This window comes from Acinetobacter amyesii, from assembly GCF_002018365.1.
In the GTDB taxonomy this organism is placed as follows: domain Bacteria; phylum Pseudomonadota; class Gammaproteobacteria; order Pseudomonadales; family Moraxellaceae; genus Acinetobacter; species Acinetobacter amyesii.
The window spans coordinates 38561-54304 of sequence record NZ_MVKX01000007.1; the positions used below are offsets into that span (position 1 = coordinate 38561).

Sequence of the window (15744 nt, forward strand, 5' to 3'; positions counted from 1 at the left end):
ATTGAACATGAGTGATCAAAGCAGTTTAACGATGAGTGTATTGATGACACCGGATATGGCTAATTTTTCTGGCAATGTTCATGGGGGAACAATACTGAAGTTACTCGATCAAGTTGCTTATGCATGTGCCAGTCGTTATTCAGGAACCTACGTCGTTACTTTATCGGTCGATCAGGTTTTATTTAAGGAACCTATTAAAGTAGGAGAAATGGTTTCATTTCTGGCAAATGTAAATTATGTCGGGCGAAGTTCTATGGAAATAGGAATTCGTGTTGAAGCTCAAAATATCCAAAGTCGCCAAATACGGCATACCAACAGTTGCTATTTCACAATGGTGGCAGTTGATAATAATGGTAAACCGTCTGAGATCGCTCCCTTAAATGTTGATTCAGAACTTAAGAAATGCCGTTATGAAGCAGCTTTAAGACGTAAAAAAATACGCCTACAAAATAATTGAATTTAATCAACGACACATATCTATAAAAAGGATTTATGATGAAAAACGCATACATCATCGATGCCATCCGTACACCTTTCGGCCGCTATGCAGGCGGACTTGCACCAGTGCGTGCAGACGACTTAGGTGCATTGCCAATTAAAGCACTGATGGAACGTAATCCATCTGTAAATTGGCAACAAGTTGATGACGTAATTTACGGCTGCGCCAATCAAGCCGGCGAAGACAACCGTAATGTGGGCCGTATGTCAGCACTACTTGCAGGCTTGCCTTACCAAGTCCCTGCAACGACAGTGAACCGCTTGTGCGGATCATCCCTTGATGCGATTGCTATGGCTGCTCGAGCGATTAAAGCTAATGAAGCTGATTTGATCATTGCAGGTGGTGTAGAAAGCATGTCACGTGCGCCTTTTGTAATGGGCAAATCAGACAGTGCATATGGCCGCAGTCAAAAGATTGAAGATACCACCATGGGATGGCGCTTTATTAATCCAAAACTGAAAGAACTGTATGGCGTAGAAACCATGCCGCAAACCGCTGAAAATGTTGCTGAACAGTTCAATATTAACCGTATAGATCAAGATAAGTTTGCTTTAGAAAGCCAACAGCGTACGGCAGCCGCACAAGCCAAAGGCTTCTTTAAAAACGAAATTATCCCTGTCAGTATCCCACAGCGTAAAGGTGAAACGATTGTGTTGGATACCGATGAACATCCACGTTCGTCAACCACAGCAGAAGGCTTAGCCAAGCTTAAACCTGTAGTAAAAGCCGATGGGACTGTGACAGCAGGCAATGCATCAGGAATCAATGACGGTGCAGCAGCAATTCTGATTGCATCAGATGAAGCTGTAGAAAAATATGGTTTAAAACCACGTGCCAAAATTATTGCTTCAACTGTCGTAGGTGTAGAGCCACGCATCATGGGCTTTGGTCCAGCTCCAGCAATCAAAAAGCTTCTTGATCAAACAGGTCTAACTCTAGATCAGATGGATGTCATTGAACTGAATGAAGCCTTTGCTGCTCAAGCATTGGCATGTACTCGCGATTTAGGCTTGGCGGATGATGAAGCTCGCGTTAATCCAAATGGCGGGGCCATCGCTATTGGTCATCCACTGGGTGCTTCAGGTGCACGTCTGGTAGCGACAGCCCTAAACCAGCTTGAAGCTATAGATGGAAATTATGCACTTTGCTCAATGTGTATTGGTGTGGGGCAAGGAATTGCCTTGATCATCAGCAGAAAGTAAAAACTCTTTAGAAGATTTCTAGGATCTCTAAAAATCTTCTAATTCATTATGATTTTTAATTCAGATAATTAATAAATTATTGATATTGATTTAAAAATATAAAATAAAATTTTTGAAAAATCAAAAAGTCATGGACGAACCTTATTTAAAATATTGGAGATCTTTATGCGCTTGGTTGTAAATACCCTTGCATTCACGGTAATGACTTTCATGTTCAGCAATGCATATGCAGGTGAAGCTGAACAACAACAAATACAAGAGTTACGTAGTGAACTTGAAGCAGTAAAAGCCTGGATTCAGCAACAAAACTTAAATACCCCTTGGTCAACAAATGCGAAAGTTGAATCATCAACCACCCCAGTACATTTAACATCAGATCATTCCCCAAAAACTGCGGACGCTTCTACACTGAAAAGGAAATCGAAGGGCGGAGCAGAGGTGAACCTTTATGGTTTTGTGCGTGCTGATGCTGCCTATCAAATTGAAGGTGCAAAAGGCATGTTTAACAGCATCAATAGCGTGACGCTAGAAGGAGATGCAAATAAAAAATCGACTGAAGATCGTTTAGATGCAACGCTTACAACTACGCGAATAGGTTTAGATTTTAAAGCTCCCAATCAAGAAGCAGATGTAAGCGGTAAAATTGAAATCGATTTCCGGGGTGGTCCAGATAAGGATACCGTCCGATTACGCCATGTTTATATGACTTATAACAACTGGTTAATTGGTCAAACTACCTCTAATTTTCTGTCTACTGAAACAATACCAGAAATGATTGATTTTAATGGTGCATTAGGTTCTGGTACCTACCGTACACCAATGGTTCGATTTACTGATAATTTAAGTAAAAATACAAAATATTTTTTAGGTCTAGAAAAGGGTAATGAACAAAATCGCTTACCTACAGCCACAGCAAAAATTATTCATAAATTTGCTGAAGGAGCTGGAATTATTACAGTTCGAGGGATGGTTCAAGAGGTACGTGCACGTGATTTAAATGATGAGACTGCATTAGGTTGGGGGATAGGAGTCGGAACTAAATATGACATTGATAATATTATTTTAAGTTTTAATTATTCTCATGCATCCGGCGACAATAAATACCTATTATATAATGCAAATAATTATTTTGTAAAAAATGATGATTTGGATCTTGTAGAGTTTGATACGTTCAATATCGGCACAACATATAAATTTAGTCCTAACTTACGCGGTACTTTAGCTTATAGTGCAATGCATTATAAAGAAAACATGGTTGGTGGAAATGATCATCTTCAGCAAGGCTGGCTCAATGTCATGTATAACCCAATCAAACCCATTACACTCGGTATGGAATATGTCTATGGCGAGCGTCAAACAGTTGAAGGGATAACAGGTAACGACAACCGTATAGAAATCATGGCGAAATATGATTTCTAAGATAAATTAGCTTAAGGAATAGAGAAATTTCTCTATTCCTTTTTATATGTTCAATTTAATTACTTTGAGAGAAAAATATTTTTAAATTGACAACTATTTATGGGGAATTATTAAAGCCTCAGAATAGTTTTAGCAATAGAAAACTTGACATTTCAAGGAGGTAATCGTTAGTTTATATCAACATTAATGAACAAAATTTCAGATGATATCTATTTAACATAATAATTACGTTATGCGACATTCGATTTGAGCGCTTGCTTATCTTCTGCAATTGCATCACTGGAGATAATTGCCTTGTATAGAAATACAGGAATTCCATCTTCAACATCTTTTACTTTTAGTTCTTTTGTTCCATCTCGATATTCAAATATTGCAATCGGGTAGTTATCTTGATCGGCAATATAAAAGCGTCTGTCTTTTACAATAAGCCTTTGATCTTCAAATTGATGTTGTAGTAGTCGCATAAATTTACTTTCATTGGGGGAAAGTAGATTTAGCTGTCTGATTCTATCTGCATCATTGTAATAGCGAATTTTTTCTCGCTGTCTTTCGTTATAGCTGAGATATACATTCCTTGTTTTTTGAGTTTTGGGCTTTTCATTTTCAGGGCGTGAATCTCTCCAGAGGTATCCGAATATAAATCCGACAATGATGCAAATTATTCCAATAAACATTATTCGTCTTTTCCTAGAACATCTTGTCTATATTTAAGTACTTCATCTGCTTTTAAATTTTGTAGATGATATTTAATAAGTGCATGTATTACATCACTTTCTGCCATTAGACTTTTTTTCTGTACAACAAATTTCATTAAGGTTTCTTTGATAGCTTCGACCTCATCTGTTCTCAGCTTATAGACTTTACTCATTTTCTCGATCTTCGTTTAACAGTTACTAAGTTAATTTTAACTCTATTTATTAGTTTACAAGTTACCTATAAACTTTGTTTAATTCGTTAAACCAAGTTACTAGGTAACTTTTATATGATTAACTACAATTTTCCTGATTTACAGTCTTTCACCCAAGCGGCATTTAACAGGGTAGCTGAGCTTGTTTCTCAGAATGGTCAATGTGCAATTGATAACTTTGTTCCTGCTTTCTCCACAGAGCAGTGTTTAGAGCATTTGGCATTGGTTGCTTCTGAAATGGCTTATGACTATTCGCTGATTGATGCTCATGCAGATATCTATAAAAAAACAAATGCTGAATTAAAAGAAGAAATGGGGGATTGCTGATGCTTATTCATTCGGTTCACCAGATCGACACAGTTGAATTTCCTCGCTGTTATTCAATCATGCATAAATCAGTTATTTCATTTCATTTAACTCGTTGTTTGGGGTGATTCATGGATCATTTTTGCAGTGGATGTGGCCAGTATTTTATTAATGATGAAGATTTAGCATTTCATGAATGTTTTGAATTTGTTAGATCGCCAATAAATTTTATTGTTTGGGGTGGTTTCTAATGTCTAAAAAGATTGATCAAAAAACCATCATTACCCGTAAAAACACGGGGGAAAGCACCCCAGAACTGCAATTCCATAGCCCTGAATCTAGTCTCCTGACTGATTTTTCTACCCCCATTTATAACATGCGGGTTACGATTGACTAGAAAACATTCAAATAGGGTATTTTATGAAAATTTTAATTACAGGTCGTCCAGCTTCAGGCAAGTCTATTTTTGCTAGATATTTAAAAGATCAGTATCCGGATTTCAAAATTATTGAATTTGATGAATGTGATTCAATTAAAGAAAATGAAAATTGTATTGTAGTTATTCAGCATCAGAAATTTTTACCAGCACCAATAAAATTTGATAAGTTTTATCAATGTACAAGGGTAGAAAATGAATCTTTTCAGGTTGATGATGGTTCAACAGTTCAGCAGTTTGCTTTTTTAGATTTAGAACAATATTTTGTTAACTAAAGCTCACGGATTTCGGCATAACGTATATTATGTTCATTAGGATACTCGGCATCGTGAATGAATTTTGCATATTCACGATGTCGAGCTGTGGCAACAGATGGTTTGTGCAGGCCACAGTCTTGGATATGCTATTTAACATAATATACATTATACGAAATGTTTTAACTTTATTTACTAAGATGATGATTCACAGCTCTTGCACATCACCGTATTCAAATTGCTAATTTCCTAAGCTTCGCTAAAATAAATTTGTCCTACTACAATCCTTAGACAAGAAAAAGCCATAACAACTGTTGCTATGGCTTTTTCACATGTATTTCTATATTGAAATTCTATATTTTAAATCAATCTATTGTTTTCCTGATTATTGATTTAGGATGATTTGATTTCCTCACTGCTAAATGCTTTTGCCTTTCGCTCTATTTGATCCGGCTTTAAAAATGACGACGCAATAATCGCAATCACTGCAAAGCCTGAAATATAGGCAATAATTAAATTAGGGCTTCCATCACCAATACTTAGTAATTTCGTCGCGATTAATGGTGCTAAACCGCCACCTAGCACGCCTGCAAATTGAACTGAGATTGAAATACCGCTATAACGTATTTCTGCTGGAAATTGGCGTGAAAATAACTGTGACTGCGGCGCATACATCAAAGGAAAAACCACGCCAATACCAATCACAATGGCCGTCCAAACCAATACAGGATCCTTGGTATTTAACATCGCAAAAAATGGATAGCTGTATAAAGCCAGTACGCATAAACCAAATCTAAACATGTTTTTTTGCCCAACTTTATCAGACAAATGCCCAAAAATTGGCGTAATAACCATGATGACTGCAGCACCACAAATTGTTGCAAACAAGATATCTTGTCTAGGAATATTTAGCTGTGTGGTTGTATAAGCTAAAGCAAATGTCGATGCCAAATAGAACCAAGCATTTTCAGCAGCACGAGATAAAATAATCGTAATCAACTGCTTAGGATGATTTTTAAACACTTGTTTTGCTGGAACTTTAATTGTTTCGGTTTGAGCTTTAACTTTTTCAAAGTCTGGAGACTCAGGCACCTTTACGCGAATATACCAACCTACAGCCAGTAAAATAATGCTGGCTAAAAATGGTAGACGCCAACCCCAGCTAAAAAGTGCTTCTTCAGGCAACATTGAGACTAGACCTAAAGCCACCGAAGCGAGCAATAAACCACCACCTGTACTGGCTTGCGGTAAACTTCCCCAAAAGCCTTTTTTTCCCGCTGGCGCATGTTCTACCGCCATGAGGACTGCTCCGCCCCATTCGCCACCCATGGCCATGCCTTGTATAAATCTTAAAATAATTAAACAAACAGTTGCCCAATAACCAATGGTTTCGAAAGTCGGTAACAACCCAATCATCACCGTGGGAATACCCATCAACATTAATGTAACCAATAACATTGATTTACGACCAATTTTATCGCCAAAATGACCAAAAACAATTCCACCAAGTGGTCGACCAATAAAGCCTACAGCATAGGTTGCAAATGCAGCCAACACGCCAGTTAAGGGATCAAGATTTGGGAAAAAAAGTCGATTGAAAATGAGTGCTGCGGCAGCACCATAGATAAAAAAGTCATACCATTCGATGGTTGTACCCACCATGCTGGAAATACCCGCTAAACGATGCGAGGACTTAGCTGGTGGAGCTGTGTTTCCCTGTACATTTTGCATTGTTATCTTCCTTATTCTGCAAGATATTTCTATGTTGCATTTTCACGATGCTTGGTTTATGTGATGATTTTCTTCTTGAAAATCAATATTTTTAGATCTTATATGTTCAATTTACGCTGAGTCACTTGTTCATATCGAACATGAAATCAAATAGGAATATTGACCAAGTTTTTGAACCGTTAAATATATAAACCTACTGATTAAATAGATATTTCCTCCATTATTTTGTCTAAAGTCGGACTAGACTGTTGCCACTTTGGCTGTTTGTCTTTATCCACAATTAATGCACGCACACCTTCGACAATATCGCCATGTTGAAACCAAACGTCTTGCAAATGTCGTTCAATTTGCATGCATTGCGTTAGTGAAAGACCACGACCTAAATGCTGGAGTTGTAAACTGATTCTTTTCGCGATTGGAGATCGTTGTTCCAAGGTATTGCGTATTTTTAACGCCCACGGCTGAGCATCATTATGCTGTTCATTTTCAAGACTATTTTCAATGGCATCAATGCTCTCAAAACCAAAATGCTTACGAATTAAATCTGCATTTTGACTAAGTTCACTTTCCGCTGGTCGAGTAATATATTTCGCAATCAATTGTTCAATATTTTCCTTGCTTAGTTGCTTGGAATTTTTTAATTCTTCTTCTAATTGAACAAGTTGCTCACTCGGAACATGGTAGTCAATTAAATCTAGATATAACGCATCGCTGGCACTGATTTGATCGCCCGTAGTTGCCATGTACACACCAATATCATCCAAACGTGATAAAAAGTGTGTCGCAGCCACATCTGGGAAAAATCCAATGGCAGTTTCAGGCATGGCAAATCTAGATTTTTCGCTACTCACAAGCACATGACATGCTTGCGCTAAGCCAAATCCACCGCCAAGTACATAGCCATCAAGTATGACAATAATGGGTTTTTCATAGGCACGAATGCTATTCAGCATTTCATACTCAGCTTGAAAATAAGCTTGATGATCTTCTTTACCATTCATATAACTATCATAAAGATAGCGAATATCTCCACCTGCACAAAATGCTTTGGGACTATTTGAGCGAATAAGTACGGCATGAATATTAGTTTGATCAGCCCAAAGTGCTAATTGCTGTTGAATCCCTTGGATCATTTCCAAAGACAAGGCATTTAAACTTGCCACGCGATCTAAACTGATTTGGCCTAAATGTCCATGTTCTTCAATCATTAAGTTATTTGTACTCATATCCGTATCATCCTTTTTTCTTTTTAATTGTTTTTAAAATTGGCTTGGCGCTTTTCAACAAATGCTTGCATGCCTTCTTTTTGGTCTTGAGTTGCAAAAATCGAATGGAATGTTCTACGTTCAAAACGTAAACCTTCTTGCAAACTGACTTCAAATGCACGGTTAATTGACTCTTTGATCATCATGGTTGCCACTACAGATTTTTCGGCTATTTTTTCAGCAGCTTTTAAGGTCTTTTCGACCAACTCCTCTTTAGGAAAGACTTGAGCAACTAAACCACTCTGCTCTGCTTCTACTGCGCCCATTTGTCTGGCAGTCAGACACATTTCCATGGCTTTGGCCTTACCTATAGCAAGCGTTAAGCGCTGTGTACCACCTATTCCGGGAATTACTCCCAATGTCACTTCTGGTAAACCGAATTTTGCATTGTCGGCACAGTAAATAAAGTCACACATGAGCGCTAACTCACAGCCTCCACCTAACGCATAACCACTGACAGCTGCGATTAAAGGTTTACGGCGCTGTGCAATTCGATCTGCCAGATGAAAAAAATCATCCAAATAAATATTTGGGAAACTCAGTTCAGCCATTTCTTTAATATCTGCACCAGCGGCAAAGGCTTTTTCTGAACCTGTAATAACCATACAGCCAATGGAAGAATCTCTGTCTAAATCATCCAAGGCCAAATTAAGATCTTGAATTAATGTGCTATTCAACGCATTTAAGGCCTGAGGACGATTTAAAGTAATGAGTCCAACACCATTGTTTTTTTCGAGCAGAATCGTTTCAAATTGCATGTGAGATCCCTATATATGTTCAATATTTATGAGTAGGCTTTATATCTGAAGCCTTTTCGTTTAAATGTCTTAAAGACCACGTTATAAGCTGCGGGCAATTACTAGACGTTGGATATCACTTGTGCCTTCATAGATTTGGCAAATACGTGCATCACGATAAATACGCTCTATAGGGAAATCTTTGAGATAGCCATAACCTCCAAAGACTTGTAATGCTGCGGAGCAAACACGTTCAGCCATTTCAGATGAAAAAAGCTTGGCCATAGACGCTTCATTTAAGCAAGGCTGTCCTGCTTCTTTTAAACGTGCCGCGTGATAGACCAATTGGCGTGCGGCTTCTATTTCTGTCGCCATACTTGCCAATCGGAACGCAACTGCCTGATGTTCAAAAATTGGTTTACCAAAGGTAATACGCTCTTTGGCATATCGGGTTGCTTCTTCTAATGCTGCTCGTGCAAGACCTACCGCTTGCGCCGCTATACCAATACGACCGCCTTCTAGATTTGATAAGGCGATTTTCAAACCTTCACCTTCTTTTCCTAACATTAGGCTTTCATGCACACGCACATCTGTGAGTGCAATTTGGCAGGTATCTGAGGCATGTAATCCAAGCTTTTCTTCAGTACGAATCACTTCATAGCCGGGAGTTTCTCTTGGGACAATAAAAGCACTCAGGCCTTTTTTCCCTGCACTTGGATCAGTCACAGCAAAGACAATGATTACCCCTGCATTATGACCAGAGGTAATAAACTGCTTAGCACCATTAATCACCCATTCATTACCATCTTTGACTGCACGAGTTTTAATGGCAGCAGCATCTGAACCTGTATGCGGCTCAGTTAATGCAAATGCACCGATCATTTTGCCTTGTGCTAAAGGCACTAAATATTTCTGCTTTTGTTCTTCTGTGCCAAATTTAGCAATAGGAACACAGCCTACTGAGTTATGTACACTCATAATGGTTGAGGTTGCCCCATCGGCCGCTGCAATCTCTTCTAAAGCCATAACATAGGCAAGATTACCTGTATCTGAACCACCCCATTCATCTGATACCAGCATGCCCAATAAACCCAGTTCTCCCATCTGCGCTAAAGCCGCTTTGGGAAAGGTACCGTGTTTATCCCATTCGGCCGCTTGAGGTTTAATTTGTTCCTGCGCGAAACTGCGTGCCATGTCCTGAATTAATAATTGTTCTTCGGTAAATTGCATCTTATCTTCCTGTACATCAATCAATTGCTTTCATCCACTTTGAAAATGACTAAAACTGAATGAAAGCTTGATTTTGATCCTGATTGTTCGGCATTAATTTAGAGTTAATCGTTACGTCATTTAACTTGCATGCTGCGTGGATTGTTTCGCAATCTCTTGATTTCTTAATAAGAAACGCTGAATTTTTCCACTTGGAGTTTTAGGCAGTTCTTGAACAAACTCCACCAATCGTGGATAAGCATGTGCAGATAGGCGCTTTTTCACAAATTGCCCTAGCTGCTCCGCTAATTCTTCTGACGCTGTGACATGCTCAGCTAAAATTACAAAAGCTTTTACGATTTCTGTCCGATCTGGATCAGGTACACCAATTACCGCTGCTTCAATCACTGCATCATGCTCAAGTAAAGCGCTTTCTACATCGAATGGCCCGATACGATAACCTGATGTTGTAATCACATCATCATTACGACCAACGAAGCTCATACTGCCATCTGCGTGTAATTCCGCGGTATCACCAGTGAGGTAATAATGCTTTACAAAGGGTGACTTACGACTTTCTTTATAGCCACCGAACCACATCATCGGTGATTGACTAATATCGACAGCAAGCACTCCCGGCGTTCCTGCAGCTAGCTCTTGCCCTTGTTCATCAACAACCGCCACGCGATATCCTGGACTGGCATAACCTGCGACACCTGCGCGAATATCATGTTGTAAACCATGGTGATTACACACCACCATACCAACTTCAGTCTGACCATAATGGTCAAAGATGGGTGCATCTAGGACTTGTTTAAACCAACGGAACACTTCAGGGTTAAGCGGCTCTCCAGCGCTACTGACCACACGGAATTTTCCTTTGAGTTTTACCATTTGTTCAGGATCAGCCGCCATCATCATCCGATACGCTGTCGGTGCGCCTGCAAGGTTCGTCACTTTGTAGTCATCTACGATCTGACAGAGACTATCAATGCTAAAACCGCCTTCGTAAAAGAGCGTTGCATGTCCAAGTAAAAGTGGCCCAGTGATGCCATAATACAAACCATAAGCCCAACCCGGATCGGCAATATTCCAAAATGAATCATCTTCACGCAGCCCTACCGCATTTTTCATATATTGACCAAATGCGATTAAGGCTTTGAGCGGGACTTCTAATGGTTTTGCAGGACCTGTGGTACCTGAGGTAAACATTAGAAGAAATGGATCATTGATGCTCTGTAAGACGAAGTCGCACGCTGTAGACTGTGCTTTGACTTCATCCCAAAAGTTTAAATCCCCCTGCTGAATCCCTTGACCCGCTCGATCTGCAACAGTAACGATTTGGGGACAATGTGCAACTTCATCTAATTTACTACGATTACCCACATCACTGATCACCAATTTGCTTTGTGCAAGGTGTAAACGATGTTCAATGGCTTTGGGGCCAAAGGCGGTAAATAGCGGTTGATATACAGCACCTATTCGCCAAGCCCCTAAAATCACCACAAGTAATTCAACTGTACGGGGTAATAAACCCGATACACGATCACCCTTTTGCACACCCTGTGACTTTAAAAAATTGGCAAATTGGCTCGACCACTGTTGCAGCTCTGCAAAGGTATATTGTTCTTTCCGCCCATCTTTACCTTGCCAATATAGTGCGACCTTATTTTGATCAATCGCATGACGGTCGCAGCATTCATAACATGCATTTAATTGCTCTAAAGAGCCTGATAACATTTCTTTGGCAGCATGATTTAAGTCAAATGCCTTTGCAACATCTTGATAATTCGACATCTTCTCTACCTCAGTCTCAATTTATTGTTGTTCCGACACGAGTGTTTATATTGTTAGCCATCCCTAGGCTAGATTGGTGTTCAATGCGATTCAGCGTCCTTAGGTAAGTATTGCTGCACGATACTTGAAAAATCTAAGTGTGCATTACCTTGTAAACACAGCTGTTGATACATTTGCTGAACTAGTCCGCCTAAAATAATTGGCTGTTTGACTTGTCCTGCGGCTTCTACAGCCAATCCTAGATCTTTCAACATCAACTGCGTTGCAAAACCATCGGTATAACCACGTCCCGCAGGTGCATTCGCTGAGATACCCGGCCATGGATTACATACATCCGAACTCCAACAACGTCCGCTCGAACTATTCACAACACCTGCTAGGGCTTGAGGATCAATCCCCAGACGCGCACCGAGCGCCATACCTTCAGCAACGGCTGCCATGGAAATACCAAGAATCAAGTTATTGCAAATTTTTGCAATTTGACCTGCACCCACATCACCACAATGCACAATGTTTTTACCCATGTGGCCCAATACAGCTTTGGTTCTTTCAAAGGTTTGATCATCTGAACCGACCATAAAGGTTAAAGTACCTGCCTGAGCACCAATAGTGCCGCCTGAAACAGGTGCGTCACAGATTTTTATCTGATGTGCAGCACCGGCTTCGGCTATATCCTTAATGGTTTGCGGATCAATGGTACTGCTATCGATACATAAGCTTCCTGCTTTCATTACCGCTAATACACCATTTTCTCCCAAGTACACCTCTTTGACATGCTTGGCAGCAGGCAACATGCTAATCACGACATCTGCTTGTTTCGCGGCATCTTGTGGGCTTTGGCAAACAATGCCACCTGCTTCAGTAAAATGCTGAATCGCAATTTCGCTTAAGTCAAAACCGTAAACCGTAAAACCTGCTTTGAGTAGGTTTTGGGCCATTTTTCCGCCCATGTTTCCTAAACCGATAAAGGCAATATTCATCCTTGAACTCCTAAATTAACGTAGGTTAATGGTGGTATTCACTTCACCTTTTTCTTGTGTATCTTCAAACCAACGACTGGTGATAGTTTTAGTTTGTGTATAGAACTGAACTGCTTGCTTACCATATGGACCTAAGTCACCCAGTTTTGAACCACGCGATCCTGTAAAGCTAAAGAAAGGAACAGGTACAGGAATTGGAATATTGATACCCACTTGACCAATATCGATATCGCTTTGGAATGTACGTGCGACTGCACCGCTTTGTGTAAACAGTCCTACACCGTTGCCAAATGGATTGGCATTAATCAATTCAATCGCCTGCTCCAGAGTATCAACATGAATAATGGCTAACACGGGTCCAAAGATTTCTTCGGTATAGATACGCATATCGGTTGAAACTTGATTAAAAATCGTCGCTCCGACAAAGTTTCCTTGCTCATAGCCGATGACCTCAACATCACGACCATCCAGCAACAGTTCTGCGCCTTGCTCTACACCGCTTTGAATTAAATCCAGTACACGTGCTTTTGCGCGAGGTGAAATGACTGGGCCAATATCGGTATTCGGCTCATGCCCTGCATTAACCTTCAGCGTTTTGGCTTTTTCAACCAGCTCATTGACCCATTCTTTACTTTCACCAACCATGACAGCAACTGACAAAGCCATACAACGCTGACCTGCTGCACCAAATGCTGCACCAACGAGAGCATTTAAGGTTTGTTCTTTATTGGCATCTGGCATCACCACCACATGGTTTTTAGCCCCCATCATTGACTGCACACGTTTTCCATGCTGTCCTGCAAGGTTATATACATGTGTACCAACAGCCGTAGAGCCTACAAATGAAATGGCCTTAATAGCTTGATGTGTGCATAAACGATCAACGACGTCTTTACCACCATGCACTACGTTCAACACGCCTGCTGGAATACCAGCTTCAATTGCAAGTTCTACAAGCATCATGGTCGATAATGGATCTTGTTCTGATGGCTTTAAAACAAAGGTATTTCCACTGACAATGGCCATGGGGAACATCCACAGTGGAATCATCGCAGGAAAGTTAAATGGCGTAATTCCTGCACATACACCCAAAGGTTGCTGCAAGGTATAGGTATCCACACCACGTGCCACACCTTCTATATATTCGCCCATTTGAAGTGTGCCAACCGAACACGCATGCTCTACGACTTCTAAACCACGTTGAATATCACCTTCAGCATCTGCTAGCGTCTTTCCTTGCTCAGCAGTCAGTACACGGGCAATGTCTTTCATATTGCTACGGATCAAATCTTGTAGCTTCAGCATAATGCGCATACGTGCTTGAACAGGTGTTAAGCGCCAAGTCTTAAACGCCTCTTGCGCTGAAGCAATCGCTGCATCCACTTCTTCCATAGTCGCCATTGGAACACGACCCAAAACTTCTTGAGTTGCAGGATTTAGAATGTCTTGCCACTCTGTAGTGTTTGACTCTACGAATTTACCGTTAATTAATAATTTAGCCGTCGCTGACTGAATATTTGACATTGTGTTCATGACCTCTCCATAGGCACTTATTGTTTTGTACTGACTTAGAAAATATCCAAAAGCCTTATATTTATATTTTCCAATTCACTTCAAACTAGCAAAGAAAATTTTGACTACCAATAGAGATTCACGCACGATTGATGTGCAAATATGCACAGGGATGACAATAACAATGAAAGTAGACTGGGATCATTTACAGTATTTTTTGGTTTTGGCTCGTGCGAAAACCCTAACCAATACCGCACGTATTATCGGTGTGGAGCACAGTACGGTTTCTCGACGTATACATGCACTAGAACTGGCTTTAGGCACACCATTATTTAAACGTGAAGCCACAGGTTATGAGCTCACTTTAGACGGTTTGGCACTGGTTCCTCGGGTAGAACAAATGGAACAGGCTTTTTTACAAATCGAAAAACCTAACCAACCTATGCAAGGTCGTGTGCGAATTGGCACACCCGAAGGGTTTGGAACAGCATTTTTGACACAGCTCTTGGCAGAATTGTCCAAAAAATACCCCTTGCTGACAATCGACCTTATTCCAGTGCCGAAAATGATCAAGCTTTCACATCGTGAAGCAGATATTGTTATTTCCATTGATCGACCGAAATCTGGACCTTATATCATTACTCGACTGGCAGACTATTGTTTAAAGATTTATGGCAGTAAGGAATACTTAAAAAACACGCAACCCATTCATACATTAGAAGATTTAAAATCACATACCTTTGTGAATTATATAGATGATCTTGTCTATAGCCCCGAACTGTATTGTTTAGAACGTTTACCTATTCAGCTCAATGCAAACTTTAGAAGTAGTAGTATTTTGGCTCAACAAATTGCCGTGAGTGCGGGTGCAGGATTGGCAATATTGCCCAAGTTTTTGGCTGAGGAAAAACCCGAATTAGAACAAGTCTTGGCGCAAGATGTTCGTTTTGTGCATACCTTTTGGATGTTGACCTTAGTCGATTTACAACATGAGCCACGTATTAAACTAGTCTGGGACTTTTTGAGAAAAAGAACCGACCAATATCATAGTTTATTAATGGATTAAGAGATGAAGCTTCCTTCTAAACTATAACTGTTATAGAAATTTAGATGAATGTTGTATCTATGCTTTCAAGTGATATACCCCAATAATCACCTATAACCACTAGGGATTTAGAGTACATCTTATGAGCAATCAAGAGCCTAAAAAACCGCAAAAATATGCAGACAGTGAAATTTCAGATAAGGCCTTTAAACGTGCCATTATTTGGTTCTCGATCTATGTGCTTTTATTCTGTATTGGTGTAGCGTTTGTCGTTGGTGCAGATAATTCCTATCTACCTTAAACGATAATCTATTCGCTTATTGCAACTCGCTATTGCATGTATATCTTACATTTCATATCCGCTCATGATCAGTTCATAATGAATTGATCATTAGGCCAAATAAGTTGGTTTAAATTTGAATTTTAAAAAAGCTTGTAAGTCTAG

17 protein-coding genes are annotated in these 15744 nt (G+C 39.9%); 8 read left to right on the forward strand and 9 right to left on the reverse strand.

The window, feature by feature from the left end; translation table 11 throughout:
- The first annotated feature begins 7 nt into the window (after nt 1-7).
- The 3 genes from B1202_RS11315 to B1202_RS11325 all read left to right on the forward strand — a co-directional run bounded on the left by B1202_RS11315 (nt 8) and on the right by B1202_RS11325 (nt 3120).
- On the forward strand, nt 8-457 hold the full coding sequence (locus tag B1202_RS11315; RefSeq protein ID WP_078190708.1) for an acyl-CoA thioesterase: 450 nt from the start codon (nt 8-10) through the stop codon (nt 455-457).
- A 38-nt stretch (nt 458-495) separates the two neighbouring features.
- The gene (pcaF, locus tag B1202_RS11320) at nt 496-1701 is read left to right on the forward strand and encodes a 3-oxoadipyl-CoA thiolase (protein WP_078190709.1); all 1206 of its coding nucleotides are present in this window, start codon (nt 496-498) and stop codon (nt 1699-1701) included.
- A 165-nt stretch (nt 1702-1866) separates the two neighbouring features.
- Nucleotides 1867-3120 (forward strand): DcaP family trimeric outer membrane transporter, encoded by a 1254-nt coding sequence (locus tag B1202_RS11325; RefSeq protein ID WP_143221604.1) that lies wholly within the window; start codon nt 1867-1869, stop codon nt 3118-3120.
- Between the two features lie 230 nt (nt 3121-3350).
- On the opposite strand, the gene B1202_RS11330 is transcribed toward B1202_RS11325, so the two are convergent.
- Together B1202_RS11330 and B1202_RS11335 are read right to left on the reverse strand one after the other, a co-directional pair.
- The gene (locus B1202_RS11330; protein ID WP_078190710.1) at nt 3351-3794 is read right to left on the reverse strand and encodes a hypothetical protein; all 444 of its coding nucleotides are present in this window, start codon (nt 3792-3794) and stop codon (nt 3351-3353) included.
- The gene (locus B1202_RS11335; protein WP_078190711.1) at nt 3794-3988 is read right to left on the reverse strand and encodes a hypothetical protein; all 195 of its coding nucleotides are present in this window, start codon (nt 3986-3988) and stop codon (nt 3794-3796) included. Before B1202_RS11335 ends, B1202_RS11330 begins: the two co-directional genes overlap by 1 nt.
- Before the next feature lie 114 nt (nt 3989-4102).
- Between B1202_RS11335 and B1202_RS11340 the strand changes: the two genes are divergently transcribed.
- The 3 genes from B1202_RS11340 to B1202_RS11345 all read left to right on the forward strand — a co-directional run bounded on the left by B1202_RS11340 (nt 4103) and on the right by B1202_RS11345 (nt 5044).
- Nucleotides 4103-4354 (forward strand): hypothetical protein, encoded by a 252-nt coding sequence (locus B1202_RS11340; RefSeq protein ID WP_078190712.1) that lies wholly within the window; start codon nt 4103-4105, stop codon nt 4352-4354.
- A 229-nt stretch (nt 4355-4583) separates the two neighbouring features.
- Nucleotides 4584-4730, forward strand: coding sequence for a hypothetical protein (locus B1202_RS16385; protein WP_228145160.1), 147 nt, complete (start codon nt 4584-4586; stop codon nt 4728-4730).
- Between the two features lie 23 nt (nt 4731-4753).
- Complete coding sequence (locus B1202_RS11345; protein WP_078190713.1) at nt 4754-5044, forward strand: hypothetical protein; 291 nt, start codon at nt 4754-4756, stop codon at nt 5042-5044.
- A gap of 372 nt (nt 5045-5416) precedes the next feature.
- On the opposite strand, the gene B1202_RS11350 is transcribed toward B1202_RS11345, so the two are convergent.
- The 7 genes from B1202_RS11350 to B1202_RS11380 all read right to left on the reverse strand — a co-directional run bounded on the left by B1202_RS11350 (nt 5417) and on the right by B1202_RS11380 (nt 14275).
- Nucleotides 5417-6754 carry an MFS transporter gene (locus B1202_RS11350; protein WP_078190714.1) on the reverse strand — a complete coding sequence of 446 codons (1338 nt, stop codon included), beginning with the start codon at nt 6752-6754 and terminating at the stop codon, nt 5417-5419.
- Nucleotides 6755-6954: 200 nt separating this feature from the next.
- Entirely contained in the window at nt 6955-7980 is a 1026-nt protein-coding gene (locus B1202_RS11355) for an enoyl-CoA hydratase/isomerase family protein (RefSeq protein WP_078190715.1), read from the reverse strand.
- Nucleotides 7981-8003: 23 nt separating this feature from the next.
- Nucleotides 8004-8777 (reverse strand): enoyl-CoA hydratase, encoded by a 774-nt coding sequence (locus B1202_RS11360; RefSeq protein WP_078190716.1) that lies wholly within the window; start codon nt 8775-8777, stop codon nt 8004-8006.
- 81 nt (nt 8778-8858) lie between these two features.
- Nucleotides 8859-9986, reverse strand: coding sequence for an acyl-CoA dehydrogenase family protein (locus tag B1202_RS11365; RefSeq protein ID WP_078190717.1), 1128 nt, complete (start codon nt 9984-9986; stop codon nt 8859-8861).
- 120 nt (nt 9987-10106) lie between these two features.
- A complete protein-coding gene (locus B1202_RS11370) occupies nt 10107-11762 on the reverse strand; it encodes an AMP-binding protein (RefSeq protein ID WP_078190718.1) in 1656 nt (551 codons plus the stop codon).
- An 80-nt stretch (nt 11763-11842) separates the two neighbouring features.
- Entirely contained in the window at nt 11843-12742 is a 900-nt protein-coding gene (gene mmsB, locus B1202_RS11375) for a 3-hydroxyisobutyrate dehydrogenase (protein ID WP_078190719.1), read from the reverse strand.
- A 15-nt stretch (nt 12743-12757) separates the two neighbouring features.
- Complete coding sequence (locus B1202_RS11380) at nt 12758-14275, reverse strand: CoA-acylating methylmalonate-semialdehyde dehydrogenase (protein WP_078190720.1); 1518 nt, start codon at nt 14273-14275, stop codon at nt 12758-12760.
- 163 nt (nt 14276-14438) lie between these two features.
- On the opposite strand from B1202_RS11380, the gene B1202_RS11385 reads away from it, so the two are divergent.
- Both B1202_RS11385 and B1202_RS16465 read left to right on the forward strand, forming a co-directional pair.
- On the forward strand, nt 14439-15320 hold the full coding sequence (locus B1202_RS11385) for a LysR family transcriptional regulator (protein ID WP_078190721.1): 882 nt from the start codon (nt 14439-14441) through the stop codon (nt 15318-15320).
- 121 nt (nt 15321-15441) lie between these two features.
- Nucleotides 15442-15600 carry a hypothetical protein gene (locus B1202_RS16465; protein ID WP_168379604.1) on the forward strand — a complete coding sequence of 53 codons (159 nt, stop codon included), beginning with the start codon at nt 15442-15444 and terminating at the stop codon, nt 15598-15600.
- The last annotated feature ends 144 nt before the right edge of the window (nt 15601-15744 follow it).

Excerpts from the sequence above, each read along its gene's own strand:
- B1202_RS11315 (WP_078190708.1), top strand. The coding sequence starts at position 8 with ATGAGTGATCAAAGCAGTTTAACGATGAGTGTATTGATGACACCGGAT.
- pcaF (WP_078190709.1), top strand. The coding sequence starts at position 496 with ATGAAAAACGCATACATCATCGATGCCATCCGTACACCTTTCGGCCGC.
- B1202_RS11325 (WP_143221604.1), top strand. The coding sequence starts at position 1,867 with ATGCGCTTGGTTGTAAATACCCTTGCATTCACGGTAATGACTTTCATG.
- B1202_RS11330 (WP_078190710.1), bottom strand. The coding sequence starts at position 3,794 with ATGTTTATTGGAATAATTTGCATCATTGTCGGATTTATATTCGGATAC.
- B1202_RS11335 (WP_078190711.1), bottom strand. The coding sequence starts at position 3,988 with ATGAGTAAAGTCTATAAGCTGAGAACAGATGAGGTCGAAGCTATCAAA.
- B1202_RS11340 (WP_078190712.1), top strand. The coding sequence starts at position 4,103 with ATGATTAACTACAATTTTCCTGATTTACAGTCTTTCACCCAAGCGGCA.
- B1202_RS16385 (WP_228145160.1), top strand. The coding sequence starts at position 4,584 with ATGTCTAAAAAGATTGATCAAAAAACCATCATTACCCGTAAAAACACG.
- B1202_RS11345 (WP_078190713.1), top strand. The coding sequence starts at position 4,754 with ATGAAAATTTTAATTACAGGTCGTCCAGCTTCAGGCAAGTCTATTTTT.
- B1202_RS11350 (WP_078190714.1), bottom strand. The coding sequence starts at position 6,754 with ATGCAAAATGTACAGGGAAACACAGCTCCACCAGCTAAGTCCTCGCAT.
- B1202_RS11355 (WP_078190715.1), bottom strand. The coding sequence starts at position 7,980 with ATGAGTACAAATAACTTAATGATTGAAGAACATGGACATTTAGGCCAA.
- B1202_RS11360 (WP_078190716.1), bottom strand. The coding sequence starts at position 8,777 with ATGCAATTTGAAACGATTCTGCTCGAAAAAAACAATGGTGTTGGACTC.
- B1202_RS11365 (WP_078190717.1), bottom strand. The coding sequence starts at position 9,986 with ATGCAATTTACCGAAGAACAATTATTAATTCAGGACATGGCACGCAGT.
- B1202_RS11370 (WP_078190718.1), bottom strand. The coding sequence starts at position 11,762 with ATGTCGAATTATCAAGATGTTGCAAAGGCATTTGACTTAAATCATGCT.
- mmsB (WP_078190719.1), bottom strand. The coding sequence starts at position 12,742 with ATGAATATTGCCTTTATCGGTTTAGGAAACATGGGCGGAAAAATGGCC.
- B1202_RS11380 (WP_078190720.1), bottom strand. The coding sequence starts at position 14,275 with ATGAACACAATGTCAAATATTCAGTCAGCGACGGCTAAATTATTAATT.
- B1202_RS11385 (WP_078190721.1), top strand. The coding sequence starts at position 14,439 with ATGAAAGTAGACTGGGATCATTTACAGTATTTTTTGGTTTTGGCTCGT.
- B1202_RS16465 (WP_168379604.1), top strand. The coding sequence starts at position 15,442 with ATGAGCAATCAAGAGCCTAAAAAACCGCAAAAATATGCAGACAGTGAA.